At 73.5% G+C, this 14,708-nt stretch carries 12 protein-coding genes; 7 read left to right on the forward strand and 5 right to left on the reverse strand.

Annotated elements, in window-relative coordinates:
* Nucleotides 1–136 precede the first annotated feature (136 nt).
* Nucleotides 137–1,723 carry a trypsin-like serine protease gene (locus AB0I41_RS06205; RefSeq protein ID WP_357102388.1) on the forward strand — a complete coding sequence of 529 codons (1,587 nt, stop codon included), beginning with the start codon at nucleotides 137–139 and terminating at the stop codon, nucleotides 1,721–1,723.
* A 55-nt stretch (nucleotides 1,724–1,778) separates the two neighbouring features.
* Nucleotides 1,779–4,343 carry a valine--tRNA ligase gene (gene valS, locus AB0I41_RS06210; protein ID WP_357102391.1) on the forward strand — a complete coding sequence of 855 codons (2,565 nt, stop codon included), beginning with the start codon at nucleotides 1,779–1,781 and terminating at the stop codon, nucleotides 4,341–4,343.
* Nucleotides 4,344–4,479: 136 nt separating this feature from the next.
* On the opposite strand, the gene AB0I41_RS06215 is transcribed toward valS, so the two are convergent.
* Genes AB0I41_RS06215 through AB0I41_RS06230 form a run of 4 tightly spaced genes read right to left on the reverse strand, consistent with a single transcriptional unit; the run spans nucleotide 4,480 to nucleotide 7,934 of the window.
* Nucleotides 4,480–5,190 carry an ABC transporter permease subunit gene (locus AB0I41_RS06215; protein ID WP_357102393.1) on the reverse strand — a complete coding sequence of 237 codons (711 nt, stop codon included), beginning with the start codon at nucleotides 5,188–5,190 and terminating at the stop codon, nucleotides 4,480–4,482.
* Entirely contained in the window at nucleotides 5,190–6,149 is a 960-nt protein-coding gene (locus AB0I41_RS06220) for an ABC transporter ATP-binding protein (RefSeq protein WP_357102395.1), read from the reverse strand. The genes AB0I41_RS06215 and AB0I41_RS06220 overlap by 1 nt, the downstream gene beginning before the upstream one ends.
* Nucleotides 6,146–7,027 (reverse strand): ABC transporter permease subunit, encoded by an 882-nt coding sequence (locus AB0I41_RS06225; RefSeq protein WP_357102397.1) that lies wholly within the window; start codon nucleotides 7,025–7,027, stop codon nucleotides 6,146–6,148. Before AB0I41_RS06225 ends, AB0I41_RS06220 begins: the two co-directional genes overlap by 4 nt.
* Complete coding sequence (locus AB0I41_RS06230) at nucleotides 7,020–7,934, reverse strand: ABC transporter ATP-binding protein (protein WP_357102399.1); 915 nt, start codon at nucleotides 7,932–7,934, stop codon at nucleotides 7,020–7,022. Before AB0I41_RS06230 ends, AB0I41_RS06225 begins: the two co-directional genes overlap by 8 nt.
* A 202-nt stretch (nucleotides 7,935–8,136) precedes the next feature.
* On the opposite strand from AB0I41_RS06230, the gene AB0I41_RS06235 reads away from it, so the two are divergent.
* The 4 genes from AB0I41_RS06235 to galT all read left to right on the forward strand — a co-directional run bounded on the left by AB0I41_RS06235 (nucleotide 8,137) and on the right by galT (nucleotide 12,327).
* Entirely contained in the window at nucleotides 8,137–8,712 is a 576-nt protein-coding gene (locus AB0I41_RS06235; protein WP_357102401.1) for a DM13 domain-containing protein, read from the forward strand.
* A 99-nt stretch (nucleotides 8,713–8,811) separates the two neighbouring features.
* Complete coding sequence (cysC, locus tag AB0I41_RS06240; RefSeq protein WP_357102403.1) at nucleotides 8,812–10,341, forward strand: adenylyl-sulfate kinase; 1,530 nt, start codon at nucleotides 8,812–8,814, stop codon at nucleotides 10,339–10,341.
* Between the two features lie 106 nt (nucleotides 10,342–10,447).
* Nucleotides 10,448–11,254: a DeoR/GlpR family DNA-binding transcription regulator gene (locus AB0I41_RS06245; protein WP_357102405.1), complete on the forward strand. Its 807-nt coding sequence runs from the start codon at nucleotides 10,448–10,450 to the stop codon at nucleotides 11,252–11,254.
* Entirely contained in the window at nucleotides 11,251–12,327 is a 1,077-nt protein-coding gene (galT, locus tag AB0I41_RS06250) for a galactose-1-phosphate uridylyltransferase (protein WP_357102407.1), read from the forward strand. Before AB0I41_RS06245 ends, galT begins: the two co-directional genes overlap by 4 nt.
* A 316-nt stretch (nucleotides 12,328–12,643) precedes the next feature.
* Here the strand turns inward: galT and AB0I41_RS06255 are convergent, their stop codons facing one another.
* On the reverse strand, nucleotides 12,644–13,861 hold the full coding sequence (locus AB0I41_RS06255; RefSeq protein ID WP_357102409.1) for an NADP-dependent isocitrate dehydrogenase: 1,218 nt from the start codon (nucleotides 13,859–13,861) through the stop codon (nucleotides 12,644–12,646).
* 136 nt (nucleotides 13,862–13,997) lie between these two features.
* Here AB0I41_RS06255 and AB0I41_RS06260 point away from each other — a divergent pair.
* Nucleotides 13,998–14,708: MBL fold metallo-hydrolase (locus AB0I41_RS06260; RefSeq protein ID WP_357102411.1), on the forward strand; the 711-nt coding region annotated here is incomplete at its 3' end.

Genomic DNA, 14,708 nt, shown 5'->3' on the forward strand with positions numbered 1-14,708 from the left:
TCACGGGCACCACCTGGATCATCCGTCCGGCTAAACTGCCTCTCGCCGATCGGCCCACGCCGTCGGCCGGCGGTGACCGGCGCGACGAGGACGGAGAGCCGGTCGGACACAGCCGAAAACACGGGGAGGTTACGGCGTGCGGATCCGACGACGAATGGTTGTCGCGGCAGCGTTGGTGGTCAGCACGGTCGGCGCGGCGACGGTCGCGCTGACCCGGGAGGGCGACGTCGATCCGGTGCCGGCCGCCGCGACGACCGGCGGAGACTGGTCGGCCGACGCGCCACCGGCCCCGGCGGACGCGGCGCCCAGCACGGACAGCGGCATCGGCAGCCGCACCGGCACGAACCGGTCCACGGTGGACGCCCGCCCGGTCGCGGTCACCGGCCGGCCCGCCGGGCAGGTGGCCAAGGACGCTCCCGCCTCGGTGGCGTACCTGAGCAACCGCTACCAGGTGCCGCAGAGCGAGGCCGCCCGTCGGGTCGCCCTCCAGGAACTCTCCGCGCCGCTGGCCGACACGCTCGCCACGAAGTACCCCGCCGAGTACGCCGGCATGTGGCTGGACCAGGTCGGCGGCGGCGTCCTCACCATCGCGGCGACCAGCCCGGAGACGCTGCGCGCGGCGGTGGCCGGGATGCCGGACGCCACCCACGTCAAGGTCGTGCCGGTACGCCACTCGCTGCGCCAGCTCACCGAGGCGGCGACCCGCGTGGCCGGTGCCCTCGGCGCGACCGCCGGCACCGACGTGGTGGTCGACGAGCAGGCCAACGAGGTCGTGGTGCTCACCGGCGACGTGGTCGCCGCGGACGACGCCCGGCTGGCGGGGGCGCTCGACACGGCCGGGGTGCCGGCCCGGGCGCAGGCCCGGAAGTCGGGCTCCACGATCCTGAAGGCGTGCGACCCGCGCTACTGCCCCACGGCGCCGATGCGCGGCGGTATCCGGCTGGACGTGCCCCGCGACAACGGCACGGTCGGCGGCTGCACCACCGGGTTCAACCTGCGGGCGAAATCCGGGCGTTACTACGTGCTGACCGCCGGGCACTGCGTGGTCAGCTCGACCCACACGCACGTCGACCAGACCTGGCACCAGTACCTGGGGCCGAAGGTGCCGGTGGGGGTCGAGTCGACCAACCCGGTGCTGGCCGAGAACCTCTTCCCGTACGACTACGCGGTGATGCCGTACCAGGACCGCGCGATCGACCGGTGGGCGTACCCGCGGCGGGGCGGCGGTGACCAGGCCAGCCTGGTCAACTACTGGTGCGTGGCCGACAACCCGGCCTGCGCCACGACGAGCAGCCACGACGTGAAGGTCACCGGTTACACGGCGTACAGCGCGGTGCAGGCCGGCTGGATCGTCTGCGCCACCGGGTCGGGGTACACGCCGAAGGCCGGCGAGCAGTACGTCGACTCCGGCGCCGGCGCCGGCTACCTCCCGGGCACCCGCTGCGGCCAGGTCATCGGAAAGGCCAGCGGCGGCATCGACGTCCGGATCTGCGCCCGAAAGGGCGACAGCGGCGGGCCGCTCTTCACCGAGTCCGACGGCCGGGCGCTGGGCATCCTGCACGACGGCACCCCGGGCGAGGGCCCGTGCACCAACTCGAACGAGAAGAACACCTACGCGCCGGTCTCCACCATCCTGGACCGGGTGAACTCGCGCACCGGGCTCGGCATCCAGATCGCCACCCGCGGCCCGACGCTCGGCCCGATCGCGTCCTCGAACCGCTAGGCGACGCCCCGGATAAGCCGTGGGCACGGCGACGGGGGCTGCCTACGATCGACGGATGACTGATACGGCGAGGACGGCCCGCGCCGGCGTCCCCGAGCGTCCGACCCTGGACGGGCTCGAGGAGACCTGGGCGCGCCGCTGGCAGGAGGAAGGGACGTATACGTTCGACCGCTCAAGAGAGCGGTCGGACGTGTACGCGATCGACACCCCGCCGCCGACCGTATCGGGCGAGCTGCACATGGGGCACGTCTTCTCGTACACCCACACCGACATGGTGGCCCGGTTCCAGCGGATGCGCGGCCGGACGGTCTTCTACCCGATGGGCTGGGACGACAACGGCCTGCCCACCGAGCGCCGGGTGCAGAACGTGTACGGCGTGCGCTGCGACCCGTCCCTGCCGTACGACCCGCAGTGGCGGCCGCCGGCGACGCCGGTCGGCGAGGAGCGGCGGAAGGACCCGACGCCGATCTCCCGGCGCAACTTCGTGGCCCTGTGCGAGCGGTTGACCGCCTCCGACGAGCAGGTCTTCGAGGCGCTGTGGCGGCGGCTCGGGCTGTCGGTGGACTGGTCGCTGACATACACGACGATCGGGCGGGTGGCGCGGGCGACGAGCCAGCGGGCGTTCCTGCGCAACCTGGCCCGGGGTGAGGCGTACCAGGCGGAGGCGCCGACGCTCTGGGACGTCGGCTTCGCCACCGCGGTGGCCCAGGCGGAGCTGGAGGACCGGGAGCGGCCCGGCGCGTACCACCGGTTGCGGTTCACCGGGCCGGGCGGGCGCGAGGTGCTCATCGACACCACCCGGCCGGAGCTGCTGCCGGCCTGCGTGGCGCTGGTCTGCCACCCCGACGACGAGCGGTACGCGGACCTGGTGGGCGCCTCGGCGCGTACCCCGGTCTTCGGGGTCGAGGTGCCGGTGCGCGCGCATCCGCTGGCGGACCCGGCCAAGGGCACCGGCATCGCGATGGTCTGCACCTTCGGCGACCTGACGGACGTGACCTGGTGGCGGGAGCTCCAGCTGGACACCCGGGTGGTGATCGGCCGGGACGGTCGGCTGCTGCCGGAGCCGCCGGCCGGGGTGCCGGCGGAGCCCTACACGGCGCTGGCCGGGCAGACCGTCAACGGCGCCCGGCGGACGCTGGTCGGCATGCTCGCCGACGCGGGCGATCTGGTCGGCGAGCCGCGCGAGATCACCCACCCGGTGAAGTTCTACGAGCGCGGTGACCGGCCGCTGGAGATCGTCTCGACCCGGCAGTGGTACCTGCGCAACGGTGGCCGGGACGCACGCCTGCGCGAGGAGCTGCTGGCCCGGGGTGGCGAGCTGCGCTGGGTGCCGGCGCACATGAAGCACCGGTACGACCACTGGGTGGGCGGGCTGACCGGTGACTGGCTGGTCAGTCGGCAACGCTTCTTCGGCGTGCCGGTGCCGGTGTGGTACCGGCTCGACGACGCTGGCGAGCCGGACTGGTCCCACCCTCTCACACCGGACGAGGCGATGCTGCCGGTCGATCCGTCCAGCGATCCGGCGCCCGGGTTCTCCGAGTCGCAGCGCGGAGTGCCGGGTGGCTTCGTCGGCGACCCGGACGTGCTGGACACCTGGGCCACCTCCTCACTGACCCCGCAGATCGTCGGCGGTTGGGAGACCGACCCGGACCTGTTCAGCCGGGTCTTCCCGATGGACCTGCGCCCGCAGGGGCAGGAGATCATCCGGACCTGGCTCTTCTCCACCGTGGTCCGCGCCCACCTGGAGCACGGCGTGCTGCCCTGGCGCGACGCGGTGCTCTCCGGTTGGATCCTCGATCCGGACCGGAAGAAGATGTCCAAGTCCAAGGGGAACGTGGTCACCCCGATGGGGCTGCTGGAGCAGCACGGCTCCGACGCGGTGCGGTACTGGGCGGCCAACGGCAAGCCGGGCATGGACCTGGCCTTCGACCCGGCCCAGATCAAGGTGGGCCGGCGGCTCGCCACCAAGCTGCTCAACGCCTCCCGGTTCGCCCTGGGGCTGGGCGCCGCGGACGCGTTACGCGCCCCGGCGACCGAGCCGCTGGACAGGGCCATGCTCGCCGAACTCTCCGGCGTGGTCGCCACCGCGACGTCCGCCTTCGACGGGTACGACCACACGGCGGCGTTGCAGGCCACCGAGGCGTTCTTCTGGCGGTTCTGCGACGACTACATCGAGCTGGTGAAGGAGCGCGCCTACGGCTCCGGGCCGGGGGCCGACTCGGCGCGGGCGGCGCTGGCCACCGCGCTGTCGGTGCAGTTGCGGCTCTTCGCCCCGGTCCTGCCGTACGTGGCCGAGGAGGTCTGGTCCTGGTGGCGGTACGGCTCGGTGCACCGGGCCACCTGGCCCACCACGTACGAGGTGGGGCGGGCGATCACCGGCACGGGTGACCCGGCGCTGCTGCGGCTGGCCGGGGACGCGCTCGGCCAGGTGCGGCGGGCCAAGTCGGAGCGGAAGCTGTCCATGAAGGCGGAGGTGCCGCTGGCCGAGGCGCTCGGCCCGGCCGCGGTGCTGGAACAGCTCACCGTGATCGCCGACGACGTCCGGGCGGCGGGCCGCATCGCCAAGCTCGACCTCCTCCCCGACCGCACCCCCGACCTGGTCATCGCCTGCGCCCTCTGACCCCACCCCACCCCCACCCACCCCGCCCCGAGATCCGCACACTTTCAGAGAAAGAGTGGCTGTACGCGCCGTCGAGGCCACTCTTTCTCTGAAAGTGCGGCCTCAGCGGGCGGGGTGGGGGTGGGGGTGGGCAGGGTCAGCTTGTTTCGCCGGCCATGCTGAACGAGCGGAGGCGGTCGATCGCCAGCGCGGTGAAGCCGACGGCGACGACGGCGGTCAGCACCGCCGCGACCGGCACCGAGACCGTCGTCGACAGCAGGTCGGTGGGGGCCATCCGGTCGGCGAGGGCGATCACCCACTGCTGCACCGAGAGCACCTTGGTGCCGCCGACGAAGTTGCCCAGCAGCCCCTCCCAGATCAGCACGTAGACCAGCCCGAGCAGGACCGGCCGCCGGGTGAGCAGGCTGAGCGCCAGGAACAGCGCCGAGTACGCCAGCGCGCCGAGCGCCGAGGCGGCGGCGAGGGCCAGTCCGAGGCGTACCGAATCGGCCAGCAGGCCCGCGACGAAGAGCGGCACGGCGACGGTGGCCGCGCTGACCACGGCGGCCACCGCGAGCTTCGGCAGCACGATCTGCCAGCGCGGCAGCGGCTTGGTGAGGATGTGCACCACCGTGCCGTCGTCGATCTCGGCCCCCAGCACGCCGGTGCCCACGATCAGGGCGACCACCGGCAGCACCACGGCCAGGCCGAGGCCGACCAGCACCGGCGGCCCCCAGTCACCCGGCTCCACCCCGAGCGACCGGCAGAGCAGCGCCAGCCCCAGCAGCAGGAGCGGCAACGGCAGCAGGATCAGGAACCGACGCCGGCCGAACAGTCCGCGCGCGGTGATCCAGGAAACGGTCGACATCAGGCCTCCACCAGGTAGGAGAAGACGCTCTCCAGGGACTCGTCCTCGGGCAGCAGCTGCCGGACCCGGACGCCGTGGGCCAGCGCGATCTTCGGCAGCGCCCGGGTGAAGGCGCCGTAGTCGTCGGCCTTGACGGTCAGGCCGGTGCGGTCCAGCTCGACGCCGGTGACCGAGGGCTCGGCCATCAGCGCGACGGCCAACGCCCGGTCGTCGGTGGAGCGGACGGCGAACACGTGCGGCCGGTTGGTCATCAGCCGGCGGATGGTCCGGAAGTCCCCGGAGGCGGCGAGCCGGCCGGCCACCATCACCTGCACGGTGCCGGAGACCTGTTCGACCTCCTCCAGGATGTGCGAGCTGAACAGGATCGTCCGGCCGGCGTCGCCGAGGGAGTGCAGCAGCCGCATCATGTGCAGCCGCTGGCGCGGGTCCATCCCGTTGAACGGCTCGTCGAGCAGCAGCACCTGCGGGTCGTGCACCAGCGCCGCGGCGACCCGGGCGCGCTGCCGCATGCCCTTGGAGTACGTCCCGATCCGCCGGTCCTGCGTCGCCTCCAACTCGACCAGGGCGATCGCCCGCCGGGCCGCCGCCGCCGGGTCGGGCAGCCGGTGCAGCTTCGCGCTGGCCAGCACGAACTCGTACGCGGTGAGGAAGGTGTGCACCGCCTCCCGCTCGCTGACCAGCCCGAGCCGGCGGTAGACCTGCGGGTGGCGCCAGGTCGGTTCGCCGTCCAGGGTCACCGTGCCCCGGGACGGGGCGAGGAACCCGGCCATCATGTGCAGCAGGGTGGTCTTGCCGGCGCCGTTCGGGCCGAGCAGGCCGGTCACCCCGGGGCCCAGCCGCATGGTGACGTCGTTGACCGCCACCACGTTGCCGTACCAGCGGGACACGCCGGCCAGGTCCAGGGTGCTGGCGGCGGCGGTCGGGGCGCCCGCCGTGGGATCGGCGCTGATCGTGGTCATCGGGCGGCCACCTTCCGGTATCGCAGCAGCAGCAGGGCGACGCAGCCGGCCACCAGCAGCACGGCGGCGAGGGCGTAGACCGGGCCGAAGTCGCCGATGCCCGGCCCGGCCTGTTCCTCGGTGACCAGCAGGTCGCCCAGCGACCACATGCCGACCCCCTGCACGATGGTGGACGGCGAGCCGAGTCCGGCCAGCTCGTTGACCGTGCGGGAGGGCAGGATGGACAGCGTGCCGACGATCGGGGTGGTCATCAGGAAGACCGCCACGATCCCGCCGGCCGCGAACGCCCGCTTGCCGGTGAGCGACGCGACCAGCAGCCCGACCGAGGCGAAGACGACCGCCCAGAGGCCCGCGTAGAGCAGCCCCGGCAGCAGGTCGAGCAGCTCGTTCCAGACGCCGCGCATCCCGTCGCCGGTGGTGAACGCCGCACCGAGGAACATCACCAGCTGCGGCCCGCCGAGCAGCAGCCAGAGCGCGCTCACCAGGGCCAGCAGCTTGGCCAGCGCGTAGTCGCCGCGCGGCAGCGGCCGGGAGAAGTACAGCGGCAGCACCCCGCTGCGCAGGTCGCGGGAGACCAGCTCCGGGGCGGCCACCGCGGCGAAGAAGATGACCAGCCAGCTCATCGCGTCGGCGAACTGGGCGTACGTCATCACCACCTCGCCGATCTGGCTGCGTACCGCGGTGGCCCCGGCGGCCACCAGGGTGACGATGCCGACCACCAACCAGGGGAAGATCTTGGCCTTGGCGCTGCGGCCCAGCCCGAAGGCCGTCCGCACGCCGTGCAGATAGAGCGCGCCGAAGACGTGCCGGCGGCCGAGCCGGGGGCCCGCGTAGCGCTGGTAGCCGATGTCGTGGATGACGCCGGTCGGCTCAGACATGGCTGGGCTCCCTCGTGGCGAAGAGTTCGGCCACCCGGTGCCGCCGCTGGTCGAGCCGGTGCAGCGGCAGGTCCAGCTCGGCGACCGCGCCGAGGATCAGGTCGTAGGTGGCCTCGTCGGCGAGCGGGACGAGCAGCATCCGGCCGTCCCGGCTGACCGGCAGGTCGAGCGCGGCGAGCCGGGTGGCCAGTTCCTCCGTACCCTCGCTGACCTCGACGGCGAGCACGTCGGTGGCCGAGGTCATCGCGGCGATGGGGCCGGCGCGGAGCAGCCGGCCGCCGTCGATGGCGACCAGGGTGTCGCAGATCCGCTCCACCTCGCCGAGCAGGTGCGAGCAGACCAGCACGGAGATGCCGAACTCGGTGCCGATCCGGTGCACCAGCGCGAGCATGTCGTCCCGGCCGGCCGGGTCGAGGCCGTTGGTCGGCTCGTCGAGCAAAAGCAGGTCCGGGTCGTGCACCAGGGCCTGGGCCAGCTTGACCCGCTGCTTCATGCCGGTGGAGTAGCCGCCGACGGGCCGGTAGCGCTCCTCGTAGAGGCCGACGTGCCGCAGCGCCTCGGACGCCCGCTCGCGGGCCGTCGTGCGGGGCAGGCCGCTGATCCGGCCCAGGTGGGTGACCAGCTCGGCGGCGGAGAGGTCGGGCGGCAGCGCGTCGTGCTCGGGCATGTAACCGACCCGGGCGCGCACCGCCGCCGGGTCGGTGGTCGGGTCGAGGCCGAGCACGGACACCCGGCCGCTGGTCGGGGCGAGCAGGCCCAGCAGGATCTTGATCAGGGTCGACTTGCCGGCGCCGTTCGCGCCGACCAGGCCGATGATCCCGGGCTCCACCGCCACGGTCAGGTCGGCCAACGCGGTGACCCGACCTCCGTACGTCTTGGTCAGCGACTCGGTCGCTATCAGTGTCACGTCCGCCAGCGTAGGAAGGGGACGCCCGTGCGGGTATCGGGAATCGCCCGGGGTCGCCCCTGAGAACCAATCCGGGGGACCCGCGCCCGGCTGACCGCCCCGCCTCCGCCCCACGTGCGGCTCCCGGCCGCGCGGGTCCGGTAAGGCTTTCGTAATCCGTGGCGGGGTGACCGGCGGGCGTGGGCCGGCCAGACTGGACGGCGTGCTCACCCGCCTGCTGCGTACGCCGTTGACCTGGGCCGCCGTCGTCGTCCTCGCCGCCGGGGCGGCCGTCGGACTCTGGTGGTTCCAGCCCTGGAAGGTGGTCACCGACACCCGGGTCAGCGAGCGGCTGTCCGACGTGGACGCCGCCACGCCGTCGGCCGGTCCCGCGACCACGGGGGACGCGGGACCGGTCGGGCCGGAGGTGACCGCGACGGGACCGACGCTGGTCAGCCGGGGCGACTTCGTCACTCACGAGCACGACACCTCGGGCACCGCCCGGATCGTCCGCGCCGCCGACGGGCGCCACCGGCTGGAACTGGTCGGCCTGGCCACCTCCAACGGCCCCGACCTGCGGGTCTGGCTGACCGACCAGCCGGTCCGCGCCGGCCGCGCCGGCTGGGACGTCTTCGACGACGGCCGCTGGGTCGAGCTGGGCCGGCTCAAGGGCAACCGCGGCGACCAGGCGTACGACATTCCGGCGGGGACCGACCTGGCCGGACTGACCAGCGTCTCCATCTGGTGCAAGCGGTTCGCGGTCTCGTTCGGGGCCGCCCCGCTGACGCCGACCGGGTGACCCGCGTCCCCACCCTCGCGGGCGGCAGTGGAGTGGCGCTCTCGACCGATCGCCGGTCGGCTGCGAAACTGTGTGCCGGTCAGCGAGTGAGGGGTACGGATGAGCAACGGGTGGGTGCTGCCCGACGAGGTGCTTCGGGACGCGCCGGCGTACACGCCGCGCCCGGGTGAGCTGGCCGATCTGGAGCTGTTGCTGACCGGGGCGTACGCGCCGCTGAGCGGCTTCATGACCCGCGCCGATCTGGTCGCGCTGCAACGTCGCGGCCGGCTCGCCGACGGCACGCCGTGGCCGGTGCCGGTGGCCCTCCAGGTGCCGGCGACGCTGGCCGACGCGCTGGACCCGGCCGACCCGGGGCGCCGCACGCTGGTGCTCAGCGACGGCGAGGGCGCGCCGGTGGCCGCGCTGGAGGTCGTCGACGTGTGGGCGGCCCGCGAGGGTGTGGCCGGGGTGGGCGGCCCGGTCCGGCGGCTCGGCGACGGCGGGCACGGCCCGTTCCAGCGGCTGCGCCGCACCCCGGAGGAGGTCCGCGCGCTGCTGCCCCCGGGTCGGGTGCTGGGCGTGATCGCCGACCGGCCGCTGCACCGGCCGCAGCTGGCCCAGATCGCGCACGCCGCCCGTACCCTCGGCGCGCACCTGCTGGTGATGATCCCGGTCGGTGAGGACGGCACCGGCGGCCTGCCGCCGGAGGCCCTGGTGCGCAGTGTCTTCGCCGCCCGCGACCGGATGCCCCCGGCGACCCTGGTCGCCGTGCCGATGCCGCGCCGCCGCGACGAGATCAGCGACGCCCTGCTGCGGGCCCGGATCTCCGCCGCGTACGGGGTGACCCACCTGCTCTCCACCGGCGAGATGCTCTCCGGCGCCGGCCTGCGGGTGCTGGTCCCCCGCGAGTTGGCCTACGACAACCGGGACGGGCAGTGGCGCTGGCGGGAGGACATCCCGCCGCGCAACCGGCGGCTGGCGTTGAGCCAGGAGGAGATCGACGACCTGCTGGACCGGGGCTTCCCGCTGCCCGAGTGGCACACCCCGCCGGCGGTGGCCAAGGAGCTGAGCCGGGCCCGCCCGCCGCGGCGGCACCGGGGCCTGGTGGTCTTCCTGACCGGCCTCTCCGGTTCCGGCAAGTCGACCATCGCGCGGGGGCTGGCGGACGTGCTGCGTGAGCAGGGCGACCGCACGGTGACCCTGCTCGACGGCGACGTGGTGCGCCGGGAACTGTCGGCGGGGCTCGGCTTCAGCAAGGCCGACCGGGACGCCAACGTCCGCCGGATCGGCTGGGTGGCTTCCGAGATCGCCCGACACCGGGGGGTGGGCATCTGCTGCCCGATCGCCCCGTACGCCCAGGCGCGGGCGACCGCCCGGGAGATGGCGCTGGCGGCGGGGGCCGGTTTCGTGCTGGTCCACGTGGCCACCCCGCTGGACGTCTGCGAGCGGCGTGACCGCAAGGGCCTGTACGCCCGGGCCCGCGCCGGCCTGCTCACCGGGATGACCGGCGTCGACGACCCGTACGAGGAGCCGGCCGACGCCGAGATCGTGGTCGACACCACCGACCTGAGCGTCGAGGAGGCGGTGCAGTCGGTGATGAACCACCTCACCGAGACCGGCTGGGTGGAGCCCCGCCTCCAGTCCACCTGATTCCCGCTGGGCCGCCTTTCGTCGCTGTCCCCTGCGCGCTAGTGTTCACCTTTGTTGGAACACGTTTGAGCGCGTGAGAGTGCGCGGGAGCCGGAGGTGCGGGCGGATGCTGGCGCGGCAGCGGCAGGCGGCCATCCTCGACCGGGTCCGCACCGCCGGTGGGGTCCGCGTCACCGAGCTGGCCGCCGAGTTCGGCGTCTCCGACATGACCATCCGGCGTGACCTGGAGACGCTGCACGAGCAGGGCCTGCTGGCCAAGGTGCACGGCGGCGCCACGGTCACCGGCCCCGGCTCGACCGACGAGCCGGGTTTCCACGCCAAGTCGGTGCGGCAGCTCGCGGAGAAGGCCGCCATCGCCGGCCGGGCCGCCGAACTGGTCCGCCCCGGTGCGGCGGTCGCGCTCTCCGCCGGCACCACCACCGCCGAGCTGGCCCGCCGGCTGGTCGACGTGCCCGGGCTGACCGTGGTGACCAACTCGCTGCCGGTGGCCGAGATCCTGCACGCGCAGGGCCGCCCCGACCAGACCGTGGTGCTCACCGGCGGGGTGCGCACCCCGTCCGACGCGCTGGTCGGCCCGCTGGCCGTGGCGGCGATCCGCTCGCTCCACCTGGACCTGCTCTTCCTCGGCGTGCACGGCATCACCGAGCGGGCGGGCTTCACCACCCCCAACCTGATGGAGGCGGAGACCGACCGGGCCCTGGTGGCCGCCGCCGACCGGCTGGTGGTGCTGGCCGACCACACCAAGTGGGGCACCGTCGGCCTCTCGTCGATCGCCGGCCTCGACGCCGCCGACGTGCTGGTCACCGACGACCGGCTGGCCCCCGAGGCGCGCCGGGTACTCGACGAGAAGGTGGGCGAGCTGGCGGTCGTGGCGGGCACGGGGCGGGCGGCGACGGAGGGGACGGCGCGGTGAAGCGTACGGCGATCGAGCTGGCGGACGGCCGCGAGCTGATCTACTTCGACGAGCGCGACGACGCGGTCCGCGACCAGCCGGACCGGCGCGAGCTGCCCGCTCTCCCGCACGCCTCCCAGCTGCGGTACGACCCGCTGACCGACGAGTGGGTGGCGGTGGCGGTGCACCGGCAGACCCGCACCTTCCTCCCCCCGGCCGACCAGTGCCCGCTCTGCCCCTCCCGGGGCGACCGGCTCAGCGAGATCCCGGCCCCCGACTACGACGTGGCCGTGTTCGAGAACCGCTTCCCCTCGCTGAGTCAGCGGGTGGCCGACGAACCGGCCGAGATCACCCCGTTCACCCCGGTACGCCCCGGCCGGGGCCGCTGCGAGGTGGTCTGTTTCACCGACGACCACACCGCCTCGTTCGCCAACCTGCCGCCGCGCCGGGTGCGCACCGTGCTGGACGCGCTCGCCGACCGGACGGTGGCGCTGGCCGAGCTGCCCGGCGTCGAGCAGGTGTTCTGCTTCGAGAACCGGGGCGTGGAGATCGGGGTGACCCTGCACCACCCGCACGGGCAGATCTACGCGTACCCGTTCGTGACGCCGCGGACCCGGTCGCTGCTGGCCGCCGCCCGCCGGCACGCCGAGCGCACCGGCGGCGGCAACCTGTACGCCGACGTGCTCGCCGCCGAGCGGGCCGCCGGGGACCGGGTGGTCACCGGCAACGCGCACTGGACGGCGTACGTCCCGGCGGCGGCCCGCTGGCCGTTCGAGGTGCACGTGGCGCCGCACCGGCCGGTGCCGGACATCCCGGCGTTGACCGACGCCGAGCGGGACGCGTTCGGCCCGCTCCACCTGGATGTGCTGCGTCGCTTGGACGGGCTCTTCGACCTGCCCATGCCGTACATCGCGGCCTGGCACCAGGCGCCGGTGCGGATCGACCGGGAGCTGGGCCACCTGCACCTTCAGCTGTTCAGCATCCGGCGGGCGACGGACAAGCTGAAGTACCTGGCGGGCTCGGAGTCCGGCATGGGGGTCTTCATCAACGACATCGCGCCCGAGCGGGCCGCGGAACTGCTCCGCGCCGCCTGAGCCCGAGCCGCGTCCGGGGCGGAGTGGACCCGCCCGCCGGGGAACAGGGCGCGGGGGGCCCGGGACAGGGCCCCCCGCTGGGAAGGGACGGCTGGCTGTGCGCGACAGCCGGGAAGGCTGGCTGATCGGCACTCGTGCCGCGAGGCGACCGCGGTCAACCTTCCTGGACGCGACTGGCATCACGTCCACCCACTTCAACGACCCACACCCCCACCGGTGACGCCGGCTCCCGGTGGTCCGGGCCAGGTCGGCCCCGGATACGACGGAGCCCGCCGGCGCGGTGCCGGCGGGCTCGGTCGGTGACGCGGTACGAGGATCAGGCGGCGAGCTTGCGCGCCAGGTTCTCGTCGAGCGCGTTCATGAACTCGTCGGTGGTCAGCCACGGGGCGTCGCGCGAGATGAGCAGCGCGAGGTCCTTGGTCATCTGGCCGCCCTCGACGGTGTCGATGCAGACCCGCTCCAGGGTGCTGGCGAACTCGCTGACCGCCGGGGTGCCGTCCAGCTTGCCCCGGTGGGCCAGGCCCCGGGTCCAGGCGAAGATCGACGCGATCGGGTTGGTCGAGGTCTTCTCGCCCTTCTGCCACTGCCGGTAGTGCCGGGTGACGGTGCCGTGCGCGGCCTCGGCCTCGACCGTACGGCCGTCCGGGGTCATCAGCACCGAGGTCATCAGGCCCAGCGAGCCGAAGCCCTGCGCGACGGTGTCGGACTGCACGTCACCGTCGTAGTTCTTGCAGGCCCAGACGAAGCCGCCCTCCCACTTGAGCGCGGCGGCGACCATGTCGTCGATCAGCCGGTGCTCGTAGGTGATGCCGGCGGCGTCGAACTCGGCCTTGAACTCGTTCTCGAACACCTCGGCGAAGATGTCCTTGAACCGGCCGTCGTACGCCTTGAGGATGGTGTTCTTGGTCGACAGGTAGACCGGGTAGCCGCGGTCCAGGCCGTAGCGCATGGAGGCGCGGGCGAAGTCCCGGATGGACTCGTCGAAGTTGTACATGCCCATGGCGACGCCGCCGCCGGGGAAGTTGGCGACCTCCATCTCCATCGGGGCACCGCCGTCGGCCGGCTGGTAGGTGATGGTCACCGTGCCCGGGCCGGGGACGACGAAGTCGGTGGCCTTGTACTGGTCACCGTGGGCGTGCCGGCCGATGATGATCGGCTTGGTCCAGCCGGGGACCAGCCGCGGCACGTTGGACATGATGATCGGCTCGCGGAAGACGACGCCGCCGAGGATGTTGCGGATGGTGCCGTTCGGCGACCGCCACATCTTCTTCAGGCCGAACTCCTCGACCCGGGCCTCGTCCGGGGTGATGGTCGCGCACTTGACGCCCACGCCGTGCTGCTTGATGGCGTTGGCGGCGTCAACGGTGACCTGGTCGTCGGTCTCGTCGCGGTACTGGATCGACAGGTCGTAGTAGTGCAGGTCGACGTCGAGGTAGGGCAGGATCAGCTGCTCCCGGATCTGCTTCCAGATGATCCGGGTCATCTCGTCGCCGTCGAGCTCCACGACCGGGTTGTTTACCTTGATCTTCGCCATCGGCCGGCGCTCCTCTCGGGGGACACGTGCTCAAGCAGTACGAGCGTACTGGAAACTGGCCGGCAGTCCCCAGCCGGCCTCGGTCGGCCGGGATAACGGGGTGCACGGCACAGGAGATCGCTGGCAGCATCGCCGGATGCCACTGCGCCGCATCCTCGGGTCTATCACGGTCACCGCGCTCACCGACGGCGAGGGGCCGTTCTTCCAGCCCCGCGCCGAGGCCTTCCCCGACGCCACCGCGGCCCACTGGCACGAGGCGGACCGGCGCGACCCCGCCTCGGTCACCGCCGACGGCCGCTGGTGGCTGCCGTTCCGCAGCTTCGCGCTGCGCCGCGGCGACGGCCCGGTCACGCTGGTCGACGCCGGCATCGGGCCGGCCGACTCCCCCGCCGCGAGCTGGGCCCCGGTGCCGGGGCGGCTCCCCGCCGAGCTGGCCGCCGCCGGCATCGACCCCGCCGACGTCGACACCGTGGTCCTCACCCACCTGCACAGCGACCACATCGGGTGGGCGGTCACCGGCACGCCCGGCCGCCCGTACTTCCCGCGCGCCGACTACCTGGTGCAGCGGGCCGAGCTGGCGGCGATGGAGACGATCAACCCTTGGCTGCCGGCCGGCCTGGTCGCGCCGTTGCGCGCCGCCGGCCGCCTGCGGGTGGTCGACGGCGACACCCCGCTCGCCCCGGGGGTACGCCTGCTGAGCACGCCCGGGCACACGCCCGGCCACCAGTCGGTACTGGTCGACTCCGGCGACGAGCGGCTGCTGCTCACCGGCGACCTGCTGGTGCACGCCGTGCAAATGGTCGACCCCGACCTCGCGTACGCCCACGAGGAGGACCCGGCCACCGCC

It is taken from the genome of Micromonospora sp. NPDC050200 (genome assembly GCF_040656135.1).
Taxonomy (GTDB): domain Bacteria; phylum Actinomycetota; class Actinomycetes; order Mycobacteriales; family Micromonosporaceae; genus Micromonospora.